We start from the raw sequence: 18,716 nt of genomic DNA, 5'->3' as shown, positions 1-18,716 counted from the left end.
CCCAGCCTGCACAGGTGAACCGGTTCAACCCCAACTCTCTCGCGGCCGCTGCCGTACTCCCCAAGCGGTCAAACACCGCGAAAAATGCATCCTTCTGATCCTGCGAGTACCACCCGGATCCTGATGAATCACCGCTTAAACGAACCACGGTCGTTGCAACTCCCAAAAGTCGGGGTGTTGCAACGACCGCTAGAACCCAAGCCCGTGGAAATGGGGCCTCAAGTGTTTGTTCGCGGTTTTTAGCGAGGGCGCGGAAACGCTTAGAACTCGAACCAGATCTTGATTTCGCGCTCGGCCGAGTCCACTGAGTCGGAGCCGTGAACGAGGTTCTGCTGGACCTTCAGGCCCCAGTCGCGGCCGAAGTCGCCGCGGATGGTGCCCGGGGCCGCCGTCGTCGGGTCGGTAGTGCCGGCCAGCGAGCGGAAGCCTTCGATCACGCGGTGGCCCTCGAAGATCGCGGCAACCACGGGGCCGCTGAGCATGAACTCAACCAGCGGCTCGTAGAACGGCTTGCCCACGTGCTCTTCGTAGTGCTGCTCGAGCAGGTCCCGGGTGGCATTTACCTTCTTGAGCTCAGCCAGGGTGTAGCCCTTAGCTTCGATGCGGCCAAGGATTTCGCCGGTCAGGTTACGGGTGACGCCGTCGGGCTTGATCAGGACGAGGGTGCGCTCAATGCTCACAGCTGCTCCAATGTGGTTGGTTGTGGGTTTCCGGCTAAGTCTACGGGTTCTGGCCGGCGCCTTCACTGCGCGGGCCGTCGGGATGCGCGGCATCCCATTCGGCCTGCTCCCGGGCCCGCTGGGCGGCTTCGGCGTCGATCCGGATGCCTGTCCTGATGCCGTACCACCAGGCGAGGGCGAACAGAACGCCCACGAGGAACATCAGGGGCTCCACGAACCCGGCGAGGATGAGCACCAGCTGCAGGACCCAGCCGAGCGCCACGCCCCACGGTTTCGACAGGACGGCGCAGGCCAGAACCAGGACCACGCTCAGCCCGATGCCCACGGCGAGGATTAGCACCGGGGACATCTCGCTGCGCCGCAGTCCGAAGACGGCCAGCGTAGCGAAGAACGCCACGAAAGCCTCCAGCAGCAGCACCGTGGACGCGAACATGACCTTGGTGGACCTGCGTTTTTTGGGCATGCCCGGCCGCCATTCGCGCTGGGCTTTGGTCAGCTTGGCCATGGGTCAGGCCTCCGTTTTTCCGAGCAGGATGCGGGCTTCCGCCACCAAGGTGATGGAGCCCGTCACCAGCACGCCGCCGGCAAGATCTTCGTTGGCCTCAGCGCGCTCCACAGCCCATTCGAGGGCATCATCCAGCTTCTCGGCGATGTGAATGTTCTCCTCACCAAAGCCGAGGTCGACGGCGAGCTCCGCCAGTTCCGCGGCCGGAACCGCCCGCGGCGAGTTCGACTGCGTGAAGCAGAACTCCTCGGCGAGACCGCCCAGGGACGCCTTGAGCTGGCGGAGGATCTCCTCGGCGTCCTTTTCCTTGAGGACACCGACCACTGCAACGATCTTGCTGAAGCTGAAGGCTTCCTCAATGGCCTCGGCCGAAACGCGGATGCCCTCCGGGTTGTGCGCTGCGTCCACGATGATGGTGGGCGCGGTGCGGAGCACCTCAAGGCGGCCCGGGGACGTGACCGTGGCGAACGCTTCCTGCAGCACTTCGGCGTCCAGCTCTTTCTCGCCACCGCCCAGGAACGCCTCGAGCGCCGCGACGGCGACCGCCGCATTCTCGGCCTGGTGCGCGCCGTGGAGCGGCACCATCAGCTCCGGGTAGCGACCCGCAAGTCCCTGGATGGTCACAACCTGCCCGCCGACGGCGACCTGCCGCGATTCGACGCCGAACTCCACGCCCTCGAAGCGGAACGGCACCTGTACTTCCTTGGCCTTCTCCAGCAGGACCTGGGCAGCATCCGTGGGCTGGGCCGCGCTGATGAGGAAGCCGCCCGGCTTGATGATGCCGGCCTTCTCGTAGGCGATGTCCTCTGTGGTGTCACCCAGGAGGTCCGTGTGGTCCAGGGAGATCGGCGTGATCACGGCTACCTGGCCGTCGCCCACGTTCGTGGCGTCGGTGATGCCACCCAGGCCCACCTCCATGACCGCCACATTGACGGGCTGGTCCGCGAAGACGGCGAAGGCGAGAATGGTCAGGCACTCAAAGTAGGTCAGTCTGGGCTGGTCCTCGGCCAGGAGTTCGTTGTCCACGATTTCCAGGTAGGGCCTGATTTCGTCCCAGATCCGGACGAACGTCTCGTCGGACACCGGCGCGCCGTCCACGCTGATCCGCTCCGTGACCTTGGACAGGTGCGGACTGGTGTAGCGGCCGGTGCTGAGGCCGTGCGCGCGGAGGCCGGCCTCGATCATCCGTGCCGTGGAGGTCTTGCCGTTGGTGCCTGTGACGTGGATGATCGGGAACGCCTTGTTCGGCTCCCCCAGCACATCCATGGCCCGGAAGAGGGGCGCGAGCCGGGGTTCCATCTTGTTTTCCGGCGCCCGGCCCAGCAGCTCGGCGTAGACGCTCTCCACGGAGAATTCGTCGGTCATAAGATTCAGGCCTCTGCTTTTTCGACGGTGATGAGGGGTTCCCCTGAGCCGGCCGGAACGGTGTCCAGCTCCAGGGTCAGGGTTTCGGTCTTGACGAGTTCGGCGTTGGCCAGCAGGGCGTCCACCACGTTCTGTGCCGCGGTGACCGTGGTCCGGATCCGGTCGCTCACGTTGAGTCCGGCGTCCTTGCGTGCCTGCTGGATGGCGCGCACCATGTCCCGCGCCAGCCCTTCGGCCTCAAGCTCGGGGGTGACCTCGGTGTTGAGCACCACGAAGCCTCCGGTGGGCAATACTGCGACGGCAGAAGATGCGGAGCCGGAACCGCCGGCGGACTCGGCAACCATCGTCTCCAGCGAGTATTCCTGCGGCTCCAGCTCGAGTCCGCCTGCGGTCACCACGCCGGAGTCCGAAACCGACCAGTCCCCGGATTTGGACCCCTTGATGGCCTGCTGGACGTTCTTGCCGAGGCGTGGGCCCGCCGCCCGGGCGTTGACCACGAGCTTCTGCTCGATGCCGAACTCCTCCGGAGAGGCGCTGGCGGCATCCAGCAGGCGCACCGACCGCAGGTTCAGTTCATCGGCGACGACGGCAGCGAACCCGCCCAGCGCATCCGCCCCCGGTGCCACCAGCGTGAGTTCCTGCAGCGGCAGGCGGACGCGGAGGTTCGCGGCCTTGCGCAGGGAGGAACCGGTGGAGCAGATCTGCTGGACGCGGTTCATCGCCTCGACCAGACCGGCATTGGCCGGGAACAGATCGGCGTCCGGCCAGTCGGCCAGGTGCACGGAGCGGCCGCCGGTGAGTCCGCGCCAGATTTCCTCCGAGACCAGCGGCAACAGCGAAGCTGAGACGCGGCAGACCGCCTCCAGCGCCGTGTACAGCGCATCGAAGGCGTCGGCGTTCTCGTCGAAGAAGCGCTGGCGGCTGCGGCGTACGTACCAGTTGGTGAGCATGTCCAGGTAGCTGCGCAGCTCGTCGCAGGCGCCGGAGATGTCATAACTGTCCAGCTGGACGGTCATGTTGCGGACCAGGTCGCCGGTGTTGGCCAGCAGGTACTGGTCCAGGGTGTCGGAGTAGCCGTCGTAGCGGAGCTGGGCGTCGTAGCCGTCCCCGCCCTTGGCCGCGTTGGTGTACAGGGTGAAGAAGCTGTACACGTTCCACAGCGGCAGGATGACCTGCCGGACGCCGTCGCGGATTCCCTGTTCGGTGACCACGAGGTTGCCGCCGCGCAGGATGGGGCTGGACATGAGGAACCAGCGCATGGCGTCGGAGCCGTCGCGGTCCAGGACCTCAGACACGTCCGGGTAATTGCGCAGGCTCTTGGACATCTTCTGACCGTCGGAGCCCAGCACGATGCCGTGGCTGATCACGTTCCGGAAGGCAGGACGGTCAAACAGCGCTGTGGACAGGATGTGCAGCATGTAGAACCAGCCGCGCGTCTGCCCGATGTACTCCACGATGAAGTCCGCGGGGTTGTGGGTGTCGAACCACGCCTCGTTCTGGAACGGGTAGTGGACCTGGCCGTACGGCATGGAGCCGGAGTCGAACCAGACGTCCAGCACGTCCTCGACGCGGCGCATCACGGACTGGCCCTCGTCGGGGGTACGGGGATCGTCCGGGTTAGGGCGGGTCAGTTCGTCGATGAACGGCCGGTGCAGGTCGACCTGGCCGTCCTTGTTCAGCGGGAGCCGGCCGAAGTCGGCCTCGATTTCGGCGAGCGAACCGTAGACGTCGGTGCGCGGGTACTCCGGGTCGGTGGACTGCCACACCGGGATCGGGCTGCCCCAGTAGCGGTTGCGGCTGATGGACCAGTCGCGGGCGTTGGCCAACCACTTGCCGAACTGGCCGTCCTTGACGTTGCCCGGGATCCAGTTGATCTCCTGGTTCAGCTCGGACATGCGGTCGCGGAACTTGGTGACCTCCACGTACCAGGAGGACACGGCCCGGTAGATCAGCGGGTTGCGGCAGCGCCAGCAGTGCGGGTAGCTGTGCTCGTAGCTGGCCTGCCGGACCAGCCGTCCCTGGGCGCGCAGCACCTGGGTGATGGGCTTGTTGGCCTCGAAGACCTGCAGCCCCGCGATGTCGTGCAGGTCGCCATGCTTGAACAGCGGCAGGAACTTGGCGCCTTCGTCCACGGACAGGACCACGGGGATGCCCGCTTCCTCGCAGACCTTCTGGTCGTCCTCACCGTAGGCGGGTGCCTGGTGGACGATGCCCGTGCCGTCCGTGGTGGTGACGTAGTCGGCCACAAGGATCCGCCAGGCGTTCTCGGTGCCGAACTTTTCGGTGTCGCTGAAGTCGTGCCACAACGGCTCGTACTCGAGGCCCTCCAGCTCCGCGCCCGTGTGGGTTGATGTGACGGCGGCGGCCGCGGCAGCACCGTCGTCGTACCCCAGATCCTTAGCGTAGGTGCCGAGCAAGTCTTCGGCGAGCAGGAACCTGCCGGTGACCGGCGCCTCCGGGGAGGCAGCCTTGACGCCGCTGGGGCCGGCGGGCAGCACGGCGTACGTGATGGCAGGCCCGACGGCGAGCGCCAGGTTGGTGGGCAGCGTCCAGGGGGTGGTGGTCCAGGCGAGCGCCTGGACTCCGGCAAGCTGCCGGGAGAGCCCGGAGTCCGCCGCCGTGATGGGGAAGGTCACCGTGACGGTCTGGTCCTGGCGGTTCTTGTAGACGTCGTCGTCCATGCGCAGCTCATGGTTGGACAGCGGCGTCTCGTCCTTCCAGCAGTACGGCAGCACACGGTAGCCGTTGTAGGTCAGGCCCTTCTCGTGCAGCTGCTTGAAGGCCCACAGCACCGACTCCATGTACTCGACGTTGAGCGTCTTGTAGTCGTTGTCGAAGTCGACCCAGCGCGCCTGCCGGGTGACATACGCCTTCCACTCGTTGGCGTACTTCATCACCGACGCGCGGCAGGCGTCATTGAACTTGTCGATGCCCATGGCTTCGATCTGGGTCTTGTCCGTCATGCCGAGCTGCTTCATGGCTTCCAGCTCGGCGGGCAGCCCGTGGGTGTCCCAGCCGAAGCGTCGCTCGACCCGCTTGCCGCGCTGGGTCTGGTACCGGCCCACGAGGTCTTTGGCGTAGCCGGTCAGCAAATGGCCGTAGTGCGGCAGGCCGTTGGCGAAGGGAGGGCCGTCGTAGAAGACGAATTCGTTGCTGCCGGACGTTCCGCCGGGAAGGTCCGGATGGCGCTGGTCGATGCTTGCCTGGAAGGTGCCGTCCTCATCCCAGTACTTGAGGATGCGCTCCTCGATCTCCGGAAACTTCACGGAGGCAGACACGCCGGAGGTGTTGGCGCCTGACGGTGCGGCAGAAGCCTTGGGGTAATAGGTCATCTCGACATCCTGGGTTGAGCTGGTGAACAAGTGGATCATTCAGGATGCGAGGACGGCCCGTACGCCGTTGTCCCGTGTCACTGTCCAGTGTCACTGCCCAACGATGCCGGCACCGCGGTACCACCTCACTTACCGGCACAGGGACTGGCCCCCAAAGGAGCTGTTCCGGCGCCGGCCGCTCATTACTGCTGTGACGGGCTTACCCGTCCGGTTCTACTGGCCTGCACGGTTGGTTCATGAGTTCGGTCATTTCATGAGTACCGGGCCGGGGTTCTTCCGGAAGCTCACCGGTGATGGCCGGGTCAAAGCTGTTGGCACCAGTCTAACGGCTGTGCTCCCGGACGCCATAACCGAGGGGACCCTCCAGAACGGGCGTCAAGCGCTGTTTCCTGCCTAGACTCGATGCCATGACAGTCCCCGCCCCGGACTCCTCGGAACGAGGCCTTGCTTCCTCGAATCCCCCCGGTTCCCCGCAATCCCCCGCTTCGAGCCGCGGCAGGGGTTTCGCGTGGCGGCTGCTGGCGCTCGCCGTCCTTGTGCCTGTGGCGTCCTTGTCGATCTTCCGGGCCGTCCCCGCGCAATGGCCGACGCCCGTGGTCCAGTTGCTGTCTTTCACGCCCTGGATGGTGGTTCCCGCCGTCCTGGCTCTGGGGCTGGCGCTGGCCGGCCGCCGGGTGTGGGTCAACGCCGCGGCCGCTGTGCTGCTGGCCGCCCAGCTGTTCTGGCTCTTTCCCCTGGACGCCGGGCGCTCCCTGCCGGGCCAGTCCGCCGCCGCCACGTCATTGACGGCCATGAACATCAACTCCGAATTCGGCCAGGCCGATGCGGCGGAGATCGTCCGCCTGGTCCGGGAGAACGGCGTCGATCTGCTCACGGTTCAGGAACACACCCAGGACCTTGAGGACAGCCTGGCATCCGAGGGGCTGGGAAGCCTGTTGCCCCACAGGATCAGCAGTCCAACGGACGACGGCGCCGGGAGCGCGATCTATTCTGCCCATCCAATGCAGGCCCTGGGGATGTTGCCTGACACGCCGTTCCAAATGCCTACGGTCCGGCTGGCGATCGAGGACACCGGCCGCACAAGCACGCTCGACGTCACGAACGTCCACGCGCTGCCGCCGGTGGACGTCCGCGTCGCCCAATGGCGCAGCGACCTGGCGGCACTCGGGCGGCTCGCTGCGCAGGATCGTCCGGCTGCGGGGACGGCAGCGAGTCCGGCTGCGGGGACGGCCGCGGGGACGGCAGCGCACGGGAGTCCTCCCGGACTGCCGGCCAACCGCCTGCTGATCGGAGACTTCAACGCCACCTACGACCACTCCGAGTTCCGGGCAGTGCTCGACGGCAACGCCAACGGTTCAGGATTGAAGTTGGTTGACGTGGGAACCGCCGCGGGCCTGCGGCTGGTCCCCTCGTGGCCGATGGAAGGCATGCCCCTGCCCGGGATCACCATCGACCACCTCGTCACGAGCCCGCAGATCGCCAGTTCCGGCTATGCCGTGCATCGGATCCCGGGAACGGATCACGCCGCGGTTTTGGCCACGCTCAGGATCCCGGCAGCGGGCTAGGCCCGGGGCAGCTTCATGCCGTATTCGCCCATCAACCCCGAGTGAACCTCAGGTGTTCAGGCCTGCTTGCGGATCAGCTTGTGGTTGGCCGCCTGCGCGACCGGACGGATCACGATCTGGTCCAGGTTCACGTGGTGCGGTGCGCAGACGGCGTAGCGCACCACGTCCGCCACATCGGCGGCCGTCAGTGGGTTTTCCACGCCCTGATAGACCTTTTGGGCGGCTTGCGCGTCGCCCAGCCTGTTGAGGGCGAACTCCTCGGTCTGGACGAGCCCCGGGGCAACCTCGATCACGCGGACATTGTTTTCGGCTTCCTCAAGGCGAAGCGCTCCGGTCACGGCGTGCTGGGCGAACTTGGCGGCGTTGTATCCGGCGCCGCCCTCGTAGGCCACGAGCCCCGCTGTGGACGTCAGGTTCAGGACAGTGCCCTCACCGTTTTCGCGCAGCATCGGGAGGAAGGCGCGAGTAAGTTTCATGGTCCCCAGGACGTTCACCCGGTACATCCACTCCCAGTCATCGGTCTGGGCCTGCCCCACCGGATCCGCGCCGCGGGCTCCGCCGGCGATATTGACCAGGGTGTCGATGCCGCCTGCGGCGGTCACCTCGGCCAGGAGCCTGGCAACGTCACCGTCTTCGGCGATGTCAGCCGGAATTCCGACGGCACCCGTCTCAGCTTCCAGCGCGGCCAGCCGCTCCTGGCGCCGGGCAACGGCATAAACCGTCCACCCCTCGGCCCTCAGCGCCCGGACGGTCGCCTCGCCGATGCCGGTGCTTGCACCTGTGACGACAGCTGCTTTGTTCTTCGATACCTCAGTCATGGCACCACCCTAACGGCATTCGGAGCATGCCTCAGCCGCGTCTCGCCTGTAGGAACTCCAGCAGCACCCGGGCGTGGTTCACTTCCGGATCCCGCGCACCGTAGAGCAGCGTCACCCTCGTGTGGCCGCGGGCCAGGTCCAGCAGCTGCCCCACTGCGGGGTTCTGTTCGAGTTCCGCTTCATACTGCGCCCGGAAGTCGGCGAAACGCTCCTGCATGTGGGCAAATTCCTGCCGGAGGGGCGGGGAGGGCGCGACTTCCTTGAGCCACAGCTCAAGACGGGCGCGTTCCTTACTGACCCCGCGCGGCCAGAGCCTGTCCACCAAAACCCGGCAGCCGTCGTCGTCCGCGGGGTCCTCGTAAATGCGCTTGATCACAAAGGGACCGTCTGCATTCTCCATAGGCGGCATGCTACTGCAGGTTCACCGGGCGGTCTGCTGCAGGCTCCCGTCTAAGGTCATGAAACAATTGGCCCATGGCTGAATCAACGCAGGGTACAGACACGCCCGCCACCGCCCCCATCAACGTTCCCGACAAGCCGGCCCTTGAAGGCCTTGAGGCTGCCCTGACGCAGCGCTGGCTGGACGAAGGAACCTACAAGTTCAACCCGGACACCACCCGGGAGCAGGTCTACTCGATCGACACTCCCCCGCCCACGGCATCGGGGTCCCTCCACGTGGGCCACATGTTCTCCTTTACGCAGACCGACGTCCAGGCCCGCTACATGCGCATGACCGGCAAGAACGTCTTCTACCCGATGGGCTGGGACGACAACGGCCTGCCCACCGAGCGCCGCGTGCAGAACTACTACGGCGTCCGCTGCGATCCAGCCATCCCCTACAACGCCGACTACCGGCCGCCGGCACAGGCTGCCAAGAATCAGCGCGACTTTGACGTCGTGTCCCGGCAGAACTTCATCGAGCTCTGTGAGGAACTCGCCGTTGAGGACGAGAAGGTTTTCGAGAACCTGTTCCAGACCCTCGGCCTGTCCGTCGATTGGGACCTCACGTACCGCACCATCGACGACACCTCCCGTGCCGTGTCCCAGCGTGCCTTCCTCAAGAACCTGGCTGCCGGCGATGCCTACATGGCCGAGGCACCCACCCTCTGGGACGTCACGTTCCGCACCGCCGTCGCCCAGGCGGAGCTTGAGGACCGCGAAGTTGCCGGCGCCTACTACCGCTACCCGTTCTTTACTGAAAACGGCGAAAAGATCTACATCGAGACCACCCGCCCCGAGCTGCTCGCCGCCTGCGCGGCGCTCGTGGCAAACCCTGACGACGAACGGTACCAGCCGCTGTTCGGCAAGAAGGTCACGTCTCCCCTTTTCGGCGTCGAGCTTGAGGTCAAGGCCCACCCGCTGGCCAAGGCCGACAAGGGCTCCGGCATCGCCATGGTGTGCACGTTCGGTGACCTCACCGACGTCACCTGGTGGCGGGAACTCCAGCTGCCCACCCGCGCCATTGTTGGCCGCGACGGACGCATCATCGGCGAAACGCCCGAGTGGATCACCACGGAAGAGGGCCGGCAAGCTTTCGCCGCCATCGCCGGCAAGACCGTCTTCAGCGCCAAGGAAGCCGTGGTGGAGCTCCTCGCTGCGGCCGAACTGCTCGACGGCGAGCCGAAGAAGATCATGCACCCGGTCAACTTCTTCGAAAAGGGCGACAAGCCCCTCGAGGTAGTAACCTCCCGCCAGTGGTACATCCGCAACGGCGGCCGCGACGAGGACCGCCGCGAACGCCTGATCCGGCGAGGTCACGAGATCGAGTTCCATCCGGCCTTCATGCGCTCACGCTACGAGAACTGGATTTCCGGCCTCAACGGCGACTGGCTGGTGTCCCGGCAGCGCTTCTTCGGCGTGCCCGTGCCTGTCTGGTACCCCCTGGACGCGGACGGGAACCCGGACTACGACGCCCCCGTCGTGCCCGCCGACGAGCAGCTTCCCGTGGACCCCGCCGCGGACGCGGCCCCCGGCTACGACGAAGCGCAGCGCGACGTTCCGGGCGGTTTCACCGGTGACGCCGACGTCCTGGACACCTGGGCCACGTCTTCCCTGACGCCGCATATTGTTGGCGGATGGAGCAGGGACGAGGAGCTCTTCGCCAACGTCTTCCCCTTCGACCTCCGCCCGCAGGGCCACGACATCATCCGCACCTGGCTGTTCTCGTCCGCGGTGCGCGCAGACGCCCTGCAGAACACGGCCCCCTGGAAGCATGCGGCCATCTCCGGCTGGATCCTGGACCCGGACCGCAAGAAGATGTCCAAGTCCAAGGGCAACGTGGTGGTGCCCACGGACGTGCTCAACGAGTTCGGCTCCGACGCTGTCCGCTACTGGGCCAGCTCGGCCAAGCTCGGCGCGGACACGGCGTATGAAATTGCGCAGATGAAGATCGGCCGCCGCCTGGCCATCAAGCTGCTCAACGCCTCCAAGTTCGTCCTGAACCTGGGTGCGACGGAAAACTCGGTGGTAACGGACGACCACGCGGTTCTCACCAACCCGCTTGACCGCGCCGTCCTGGCGCAGCTCTCCGACGTCGTGACGCAGTCCACCAAGGCATTTGAGAACTACGACTACGCCCGGGCACTGCAGATCACCGAGAGCTTCTTCTGGCAGTTCACCGATGATTACGTGGAGCTCATCAAGGACCGCGCCTACGGGGCCGCGGGTGAAACAGAGCAGGCCTCAGTGCTCGCCGCGCTGGCCACCAGCCTGGACACCCTGCTCAGGCTCTTCGCGCCATTCCTGCCGTTCGCCACCGAGGAAGTCTGGAGCTGGTGGCGAAACGCCTCAGTACACCGCGCTGAATGGCCTGCGGCGCTTGAGGTCGCGGACGGAGACACCACGCTGCTCGCGACGGTGGGCCTGGCCCTGAGCGGCATCCGGAAGGCGAAGTCGGAGGCCAAGGTCAAGCAGCGCACCGAGGTTCTGTCTGCCACCATCACGGCCACCGAATCGCTCACCACGCAGCTCAAGGCAGGTCTGGCTGATCTGAAGGCGGCCTCCAACGCCCGCGAAATCACGCTGATAGCGGGTGACGGCGAACTGAGTGTCAGCGACGTGGTGCTGGTTCCAGCCGAGGAGACCGGGCCGGCCTGACCGGATTGCACGCCCGCTAAAAGTTTCCGGGCAAAGGGGAAGCCCCATCAGCGTTTTGCCGTTGGTGGGGCTTCGACTTTCGGCCATCTGGTGACATCTATGACGGTCTGGCAAGATCCTCAGAAGTTTCAGGTCTTCCTACCTTGTCACTGGTAGCCATCATCTGACTTTGCCGAAGGCTGCGTCGGATGAGTGTCACTGAATCTTTGGTTCCTGCGTCCCTTTTCTTTCGAATTGGGTAAGAACCATTGTTGTCCCCCTCATTTGGATGCGCAAGAGCCCCGGGAGAACTACTCGCATGTAGTTCTCCCGGGGCTCTTGGTCCCTTCGAACAGGGCACCCGGCTAGTCGAAGGCGGGGCTTTCGGTGCGGCTGCGCTTGATCTCGAAGAAGTGCGGGAACGAGGCCAGTGTGACCGCGGCGTCCCACAGCCGGCCGGCCTCTTCGCCGCGCGGAATGCGGGTCAGGACGGGGCCGAAAAACGCCGTGCCGTTGAACGCCACCACGGGTGTCCCGACGTCCTGGCCCACCAGGGAAATGCCCTGTTCGTGGCTCGCCCGCAGCTGGGGGTCATACGCGTCGGACTCCGCAGCGTGGGCCAGATCCGCCGGCAAACCGCAGTCGGCGAGGGCCTTGCCGATGACAATCGAAAAATCCTTCTGGCCGCCGTCGTGGATCTGCGTGCCCATGGCGTCGTAGAGGTCCTTGACCACTCGGCCGCCGTGCTGTTCCTGCGCGGCGATGATCACGCGCACGGGTCCCCACGCCTTGTCCATGGCTTCCCGGTACTTGGGGTCCAGGTCCCGGCCCTCGTTCAGCACGGAGAGGCTCATGACGTGCCATTCCGTGGTGATGTCGCGAACATCTTCCACCTCACCGATCCAGCGCGAGGTGATCCAGGCGAAGGGGCACAGGGGGTCGAACCAAAAATCAGCTTTGTTGGCAGCGGTTTCAGACACAGCGAATCTCCTCGAAAAGTCATCAGGGTGTTGCGTACCCAGGGCACGCCTAGGCGACAGCGAGAATCTAGGCGGATTTATTCCGGCGTTTCGCGACGACGTCGTGCGCAATCATGGTGGGCTGCGCCTTCTTGGCTACAACGTCCGCCGTGATCACAACGCTGGCGATATCGTCGCGGCTGGGCAGATCGAACATCACCGGCAGGAGGACTTCCTCCATGATGGCGCGTAGTCCGCGTGCACCGGTCCCGCGCTCGAGCGCCTGGTCTGCAATCACGTCCAGGGCGGCGTCGTCGAACACGAGTTCAACACCGTCCAGCTGGAACATCTTCTGGTACTGCTTCACCAGGGCATTCTTGGGAGTGGAGAGGATCTGGATCAGCGCGGGACGGTCCAGATTCGAGACTGTGGTGATCACCGGGAGGCGGCCGATGAATTCCGGGATGAGGCCGAATTTGAGCAGGTCCTCCGGCATCACTTCGCCGTACGAGTCAGTGGTGTTCTTGACCTCGTTCAGCGGCGCCCCGAAACCGATGCCCTTGCGGCCGGACCGGGAGCCGATGATGTCCTCCAGGCCGGCAAAGGCGCCAGCCACGATGAACAGCACGTTGGTGGTGTCGATCTGGATGAATTCCTGGTGCGGGTGCTTGCGGCCGCCCTGCGGCGGAACGGAGGCCACTGTGCCCTCGAGGATCTTGAGCAGCGCCTGCTGCACGCCCTCACCCGAGACGTCGCGGGTAATGGACGGGTTCTCACTCTTGCGCGAGATCTTGTCGATCTCGTCGATGTAGATGATGCCCTGCTCAGCCTTCTTGACGTCGTAGTCCGCTGCCTGGATGAGCTTCAGCAGGATGTTTTCGACGTCCTCGCCCACGTACCCAGCTTCGGTCAAGGCAGTTGCATCGGCCACGGCGAAGGGCACGTTGAGGCGGCGGGCGAGGGTCTGCGCGAGGTAGGTCTTGCCGCAGCCGGTGGGGCCGATCAGGAGGATGTTGGATTTGGAGATCTCGACGTCGTCATGGTGGACACCGTCCGCCAGGCTGCCGCTCTTGGGAGCGTGGCCGGCCTGGATCCGCTTGTAGTGGTTGTAGACGGCGACGGCGAGGGACCGCTTTGCGGGTTCCTGGCCGATGACATATTCCTGGAGGAAATCGAAAATCTCCCGGGGCTTGGGCAGTTCAAAACTGCCCAGATCGGCCACTTCGGCGAGTTCCTCTTCAATGATCTCGTTGCAGAGTTCAATGCACTCGTCGCAGATATACACGCCGGGCCCGGCAATAAGCTTGCGTACCTGCTTCTGGCTCTTTCCGCAGAAAGAGCACTTGAGCAGATCCGTGCTCTCGCCAATCCGAGCCATATGTGAACCCCTTAGTATCTTGCTGCGAGTGCAGCCTTGCACCGGTTGCTTGAATCACGGTCACCCGTCGCGGTCTGGCCGTGATTACATCCACTCTAGGTCACATTCGGCCCAAGAGGGTGAAACCGGACGCCGGTGCGGTCCAAAAAAACTGAACCACACCGGCGCCGGGGACAGCCGCTTCTACCTTGCAATCGCCTGCGGTTTGATCTTGCGGGAATCCAGCACCTGGTCAATGAGGCCATAGTTCATGGCCTCGGCCGCGGTCAGGATCTTGTCCCGCTCGATGTCGTTGTTGACCTGCTCCGGCGTCCGGCCGGAGTGCTTGGCCAGCGTGTCTTCCAGCCACGACCGCATCCGCATGACCTCGGCCGCCTGGATCTCCAGGTCAGAGGCTTGGCCTCCCTGGCCGCCGGACAGCGAGGGCTGGTGGATCAGCACGCGGGCGTTGGGCAGTGCGAGACGCTTTCCGGGCGTTCCTGCAGCGAGGAGGACGGCTGCGGCGCTGGCCGCCTGGCCCAGGCAGACGGTCTGGATTTCCGGACGGATGTACGTCATGGTGTCGTAAATCGCGGTCATGGCAGTGAAGGAGCCGCCCGGCGAGTTGATGTACAGGGTGATGTCACGGTCCGGGTCGGTGGACTCCAGCACCAGCAACTGAGCCATGACGTCGTCGGCGGACGCGTCATCGACCTGGACGCCGAGGAAGATGATGCGGTCCTCGAAGAGCTTTGTGTAGGGGTCCTGGCGCTTGAAGCCGTAGGGCGTGCGCTCTTCGAATTGGGGCAGCACGTAGCGGCTGGTCGGCAGGTTGCCGGCAGTCGAGCCGAAGTTGTAGTTCATGTTCTTTACTCCTGGATTCAATTCGCTCTGCGTGCCGGTTAGTTCTGGGCAGTTCCGCCGCCACCGGCTACAGAGCCGGCGTGGGCGGAGATCTTGTCAAAGAAGCCGTATTCCAGTGCTTCGGTTGCGGTGAACCACTTGTCGCGGTCGTTGTCCTTGAGGATGGTGTCCACCGTCTGGCCCGTCTGCTCCGCAGTCAGTTCGGCCATGACCTTCTTCATGTGCAGGATCAGTTCGGCCTGGATCTTGATGTCGGAGGCCGTGCCGCCGATGCCGCCGGACGGCTGGTGCATCAAGATGCGGGCGTTCGGGGTGGCGTAACGCTTGCCCTTAGTGCCGGAGGACAGCAGGAACTGGCCCATGGAGGCAGCAAGCCCGGTGGCCACGGTGACGACGTCGTTCGGGATGAACTGCATGGTGTCGTAGATCGCCATACCGGCCGTGACGGAGCCGCCGGGAGAGTTGATGTAAAGGTAGATGTCCTTGTTCGGATCCTCTGCCGACAGGAGCAGCAGCTGCGAGCAGATCGCGTTCGCGTTTTCATCGCGGACCTCGGAGCCAAGCCAGATGATGCGCTCTTTCAGCAGTCGGTTGTAGATGTAGTTGTCCTGGGCTGCCGGATCGACAGTTGCCATGCGGGGCGCCCCTGCTTGCTGTGACATAAGTACTTACCTCTCGCTGGTGACGGTGACATCACTGAACTTCACTACTTGGACACTAACTGCTTTCGCAGCGGTTTTGTTCGTCGGAATCGCGCTGTTCGCTGACGGCGCACGACTGCCGCGGGCGGCTGAGGCGGCGCCTTCCGCCGGCCATTGAGGTTAAACACAGCAGCCCCCGGATCCGCGGATCCGGGGGCTGCCGTTAAGCTGTCAGTGCGAGACAGCTGCTAGAACTTCACAGCTGCGGGATCGTCGCTGGCGACGACCTCGGCTGCATCGTCAGCAGCTTCTTCTTCGGCGGCCGCGGCCTCGTCCTCGCCGGCAGGACGGACGAAGTCGCTCAGGTCAACCTTGTTGCCCTCGGAGTCCGTAACCTCTGCCTGGCCGAGCACGACGGCCAGTGCCTTGCGGCGGCGGACCTCGGACACCATCATGGGGACCTGGCCGCTCTGATCGATGATCTGGGCGAACTGGTTCGGGTCCATGCCGTACTGGCTGGCAGTGGTGACGATGTAGTCGATCAGCTCGTTCTGGCTGACGCCCACTTCCTCTTTCTCGGCGATGGCGTCGAGGATGATTTCGTTCTGGAAGGCGCGCTCCGTGTTGGCCTTGACCTCGGCGCGGTGCTCCTCGGTGTCATGCTCGCCTTCACCGTGGGCGTTCTCGGCGTTGAAGTGCTGCTCGAGCTGCTCTTCAACAACGGATTCCGGGACGGGAACCTGAACGAGCTCAACAAGCTTGTCCAGGACCTTGTCGCGGGCTTCGACGCCCTGCTCGACGACCTTGGAGTCGGCAGCCTGCTTGGCAAGGTCCTCACGCAGCTCGGCAAGGGTGTCGAACTCGGATGCCAGCTGGGCGAAGTCGTCGTTTGCCTCGGGCAGCTCGCGCTCCTTGACGGACTTGACCACTACCTTGACCTGGGCGGCTTCGCCGGCGTGGTCGCCACCTACGAGGGTGGTGTCGAAGATGGCGTCCTCATCGGCACTCAGGCCGGTGACTGCCTCGTCCATGCCCTCGAGCATGGTGCCGGCGCCAACCTGGTAGGACAGACCGGAAGCGGAGTCCACCTCTGCGCCGTCGATGGTGGCCGTGATGTCGATGGTGAGGAAGTCGCCGTCGGCCGCCGGGCGGTCCACGGACTTCAGCGTGCCGAAGCGGCCGCGCAGCTCATCCAGAGCCTTGTCGACGTCGGCGTCGGAGGACTCTGCTGCAGCCACCTCAACCTTGATGCCTGCGTATTCCGGGAGTTCGATCTCCGGGCGGACGTCAACCTCGGCGTGGAACTTGAGTTCACCGTCGGTTGCCGACGGGTCCGGAACCTCGGTGATCTCAACTTCGGGGCGGCTCAGCGGACGGATGCCCGATTCCTGGACGGCGGCCTGGTACCAGCCGTTGAGGCCCTCGTTGATGGCGGTCTCCAGCACGTAGCCGCGGCCAACGCGCTGGTCGATCAGCTTGGAGGGAACCTTGCCCTTACGGAAGCCAGGGACCTGGATCTGGGAAGCAACAGTCTTGTATGCCTCTTCGATGCTGGGCTTCAATTCCTCAAAGGGGACCTCAACATTGAGCTTGACCCGCGTGGGGGTGAGGTTCTCGACAGCGCTCTTCACAGTCTAAGTACTCCTGATTTGTTGGATGGGGTTCTGCAATCGCGATTCTCTGCCCAGGCCATCGGCCCGGGCCGCAGAGTCGGGGTGACAGGATTTGAACCTGCGACTTCCTGCTCCCAAAGCAGGCGCTCTAGCCAAGCTGAGCTACACCCCGTAATGCACAGGACAGTCTACGTTCATACCCGCCGGCTTTGCACATTTGACACGTGGGGCATGAATTAGGTTTAGTTATATCCGGCTTCAACAGCCAGCCCGAAGATCCGCAGTTGCGACAACTGCTTTCTTTCGGGGACGTAGCTTAATGGTAAAGCCTCAGTCTTCCAAACTGATTACGCGGGTTCGATTCCCGTCGTCCCCTCGGCGAAGGGCCCCTCGGTGAGGGGCCCTTTTTTGTGCCTGCATTCGTTCCCGGATCTGCTGCAACGGAGGCTGTGGCCGGCCGTTGAGCCGGACCGTCTGCTCACGCCGAGCTTTGGCACAGCGGGCACCAGTAGAGCTTGCGGGCGGCATGCTCTGCGAGAGCCACCGGAGTGCCGCACACCCGGCACGGCTGCCCGTGCCGCCGGTAGACGAAATGTGCTTCCTCCGTGGGCGGCAGCGAGGTCTTATCGCTCCAGAAGCCGGGGGTTGTGGTGATGATCCGGCCATCGCGGACGCCGTCGGACATCACGGCGGCTGTGTCATCCCAGATGCGGCCTGCAACGGCTGCCGTGAGCGCCCGGCCCGGGAGCAGGGGGTCAAGCCGCTGGCGGAAGAGCACCTCGGCCCGGTACACATTCCCGACGCCGGCAATCACCTTCTGGTCCATCAGCAGCGTCGCCACCGGCGTTCTGCGCCCCAGAACCCGCTGGACGAAGTCTTCACGGTTGACGTTCGCTTCATTCAGGGGATACGGAGTGCGCAGCGGACCCGGATTGTGAAGCGGATCGGGGCCGAGCCTCCCGAGGACCGCCGCCGCTTCGTCCTCCGTGATGGCCGCACACGTGGTGGCGCCGCGCAAATCTGCCCAGCCGTGTTCGCCTGCCAGCCGCACCCGCACGGCACCCACAGGCGCCGGCGGGCCGGCGTACGCGGGCAGGTCCACGCCGGTTTCGCCGGCCACCTCACGCTCCCCCACCCTGCGGGGCGCGCCGATGCTGGACGCGCCGCGGAACTCGCCGTCGCCGCCGAAGTCCCAGGCGCCGTAGAGTCCCAGGTGGACGTGCAGCACCATTCCGTGCTCGAAGTGCAGGAACAGGTGCTTCCCGTGAGCGTCGGCGTTGACCAGAGTGTGGCCGTTAAGCAGAGCTGCGCCCGCGGCGAAGCGGCCCTGGGGGCTGGAGACGGCGAGCCGTCCGCCAGCGAATACGTCACCGAACTGGCGGGCCAGCCGGTGGATGGAATGCCCCTCGGGCACTACTCGATGACCTCGCCGCTGGTTTCGTAGGCGGCGATCTTTCCGATGCGGCGGATGTGGCGCTCGTCGTTGCTGAAGGGTTCCTCCAGGAATGCCTCGATCAGGGCGGTGGCCTCGTCAACGCTGTGCTGCCGTCCCCCAACGGCGACGACGTTGGCGTCGTTGTGCTGCCGGGCCAGGGTGGCCGTGGAATGGTTCCAGGCAAGGGCAGCGCGGACACCCCTGACCTTGTTCGCAGCGATCTGTTCGCCGTTTCCGGAGCCGCCCAGCACGATGCCGAGGGAGTGGACTCCCGCCTCTTGGTCCGCCACGACAGCGAGCGCAGCGTTGATGCAGAACGACGGATAGTCGTCCAGTGCGTCGTATTCCTTCGGCCCGTGGTCCACCACGTCGTAACCCTTGGCCGACAGGTGGCTGACCAGGTGGGCGCTCAGCTCCATGCCGGCGTGGTCGGTGGCGATGTGGACCCGCGGGTATGCAGGAGTTGTGGTCACGGTGGCTTCCGTTCAGTCATGAGCACCGGGGCGC

The 18,716-nt window shown here is 64.9% G+C and carries 15 protein-coding genes and 2 tRNA genes; 3 read left to right on the top strand and 14 right to left on the bottom strand.

The features are described 5' to 3' along the window. Window positions 1-260 precede the first annotated feature (260 nt). From ndk to ileS, 4 genes are read right to left on the bottom strand one after another with little or no spacing between them, the layout of a single operon-like run. Entirely contained in the window at window positions 261-680 is a 420-nt protein-coding gene (gene ndk / locus AC1D14_RS18585; RefSeq protein ID WP_230119737.1) for a nucleoside-diphosphate kinase, read from the bottom strand. 40 nt (window positions 681-720) lie between these two features. Beyond that, on the bottom strand, window positions 721-1,185 hold the full coding sequence (locus AC1D14_RS18580) for a DUF4233 domain-containing protein (protein WP_230119736.1): 465 nt from the start codon (window positions 1,183-1,185) through the stop codon (window positions 721-723). Between the two features lie 3 nt (window positions 1,186-1,188). Beyond that, window positions 1,189-2,550, bottom strand: coding sequence for a bifunctional folylpolyglutamate synthase/dihydrofolate synthase (locus AC1D14_RS18575; protein ID WP_230119735.1), 1,362 nt, complete (start codon window positions 2,548-2,550; stop codon window positions 1,189-1,191). A gap of 5 nt (window positions 2,551-2,555) precedes the next feature. Further along, a complete protein-coding gene (gene ileS, locus AC1D14_RS18570) occupies window positions 2,556-5,882 on the bottom strand; it encodes an isoleucine--tRNA ligase (protein ID WP_476968944.1) in 3,327 nt (1,108 codons plus the stop codon). 407 nt (window positions 5,883-6,289) lie between these two features. Here ileS and AC1D14_RS18565 point away from each other — a divergent pair, with 407 nt between their 5' ends. Continuing rightward, window positions 6,290-7,447 (top strand): endonuclease/exonuclease/phosphatase family protein, encoded by a 1,158-nt coding sequence (locus AC1D14_RS18565; RefSeq protein ID WP_476968943.1) that lies wholly within the window; start codon window positions 6,290-6,292, stop codon window positions 7,445-7,447. 56 nt (window positions 7,448-7,503) lie between these two features. Here AC1D14_RS18565 and AC1D14_RS18560 read toward each other — a convergent pair whose 3' ends face one another. Next, window positions 7,504-8,265, bottom strand: a complete 762-nt coding sequence (locus AC1D14_RS18560) for an SDR family oxidoreductase (protein ID WP_230119732.1) — start codon at window positions 8,263-8,265, stop codon at window positions 7,504-7,506. A gap of 31 nt (window positions 8,266-8,296) precedes the next feature. Continuing rightward, window positions 8,297-8,665, bottom strand: a complete 369-nt coding sequence (locus AC1D14_RS18555) for a DUF488 domain-containing protein (protein ID WP_476968942.1) — start codon at window positions 8,663-8,665, stop codon at window positions 8,297-8,299. A gap of 74 nt (window positions 8,666-8,739) precedes the next feature. Here AC1D14_RS18555 and valS point away from each other — a divergent pair, with 74 nt between their 5' ends. Further along, on the top strand, window positions 8,740-11,361 hold the full coding sequence (valS, locus tag AC1D14_RS18550) for a valine--tRNA ligase (protein ID WP_476882315.1): 2,622 nt from the start codon (window positions 8,740-8,742) through the stop codon (window positions 11,359-11,361). A 344-nt stretch (window positions 11,362-11,705) separates the two neighbouring features. Here valS and AC1D14_RS18545 read toward each other — a convergent pair whose 3' ends face one another. From AC1D14_RS18545 to AC1D14_RS18520, 6 genes are all read right to left on the bottom strand, one after another. After that, window positions 11,706-12,320, bottom strand: a complete 615-nt coding sequence (locus AC1D14_RS18545; RefSeq protein ID WP_476882314.1) for a mycothiol-dependent nitroreductase Rv2466c family protein — start codon at window positions 12,318-12,320, stop codon at window positions 11,706-11,708. A gap of 67 nt (window positions 12,321-12,387) precedes the next feature. Next, on the bottom strand, window positions 12,388-13,677 hold the full coding sequence (gene clpX / locus AC1D14_RS18540) for an ATP-dependent Clp protease ATP-binding subunit ClpX (protein WP_230119728.1): 1,290 nt from the start codon (window positions 13,675-13,677) through the stop codon (window positions 12,388-12,390). A gap of 183 nt (window positions 13,678-13,860) precedes the next feature. Beyond that, entirely contained in the window at window positions 13,861-14,520 is a 660-nt protein-coding gene (locus AC1D14_RS18535) for an ATP-dependent Clp protease proteolytic subunit (RefSeq protein ID WP_230119727.1), read from the bottom strand. Between the two features lie 38 nt (window positions 14,521-14,558). Next, window positions 14,559-15,155 (bottom strand): ATP-dependent Clp protease proteolytic subunit, encoded by a 597-nt coding sequence (locus AC1D14_RS18530; RefSeq protein ID WP_230119726.1) that lies wholly within the window; start codon window positions 15,153-15,155, stop codon window positions 14,559-14,561. A 254-nt stretch (window positions 15,156-15,409) separates the two neighbouring features. Next, on the bottom strand, window positions 15,410-16,792 hold the full coding sequence (gene tig / locus AC1D14_RS18525) for a trigger factor (RefSeq protein ID WP_476968941.1): 1,383 nt from the start codon (window positions 16,790-16,792) through the stop codon (window positions 15,410-15,412). Window positions 16,793-16,871: 79 nt separating this feature from the next. Then, window positions 16,872-16,946 (bottom strand) — tRNA-Pro (locus AC1D14_RS18520). A gap of 133 nt (window positions 16,947-17,079) precedes the next feature. Here AC1D14_RS18520 and AC1D14_RS18515 point away from each other — a divergent pair. Continuing rightward, window positions 17,080-17,150: transfer RNA gene (locus tag AC1D14_RS18515), tRNA-Gly, on the top strand. Window positions 17,151-17,252: 102 nt separating this feature from the next. Here AC1D14_RS18515 and AC1D14_RS18510 read toward each other — a convergent pair. Next, entirely contained in the window at window positions 17,253-18,188 is a 936-nt protein-coding gene (locus tag AC1D14_RS18510; protein WP_230119724.1) for an Fpg/Nei family DNA glycosylase, read from the bottom strand. Further along, window positions 18,188-18,682 (bottom strand): ribose-5-phosphate isomerase, encoded by a 495-nt coding sequence (locus AC1D14_RS18505; protein WP_476882310.1) that lies wholly within the window; start codon window positions 18,680-18,682, stop codon window positions 18,188-18,190. Before AC1D14_RS18505 ends, AC1D14_RS18510 begins: the two co-directional genes overlap by 1 nt. Window positions 18,683-18,716: the final 34 nt, after the last annotated feature.

The organism is Arthrobacter sp. P1_B11, from assembly GCF_056406715.1.
This window is presented reverse-complemented; position numbering and strand designations above follow the sequence as displayed.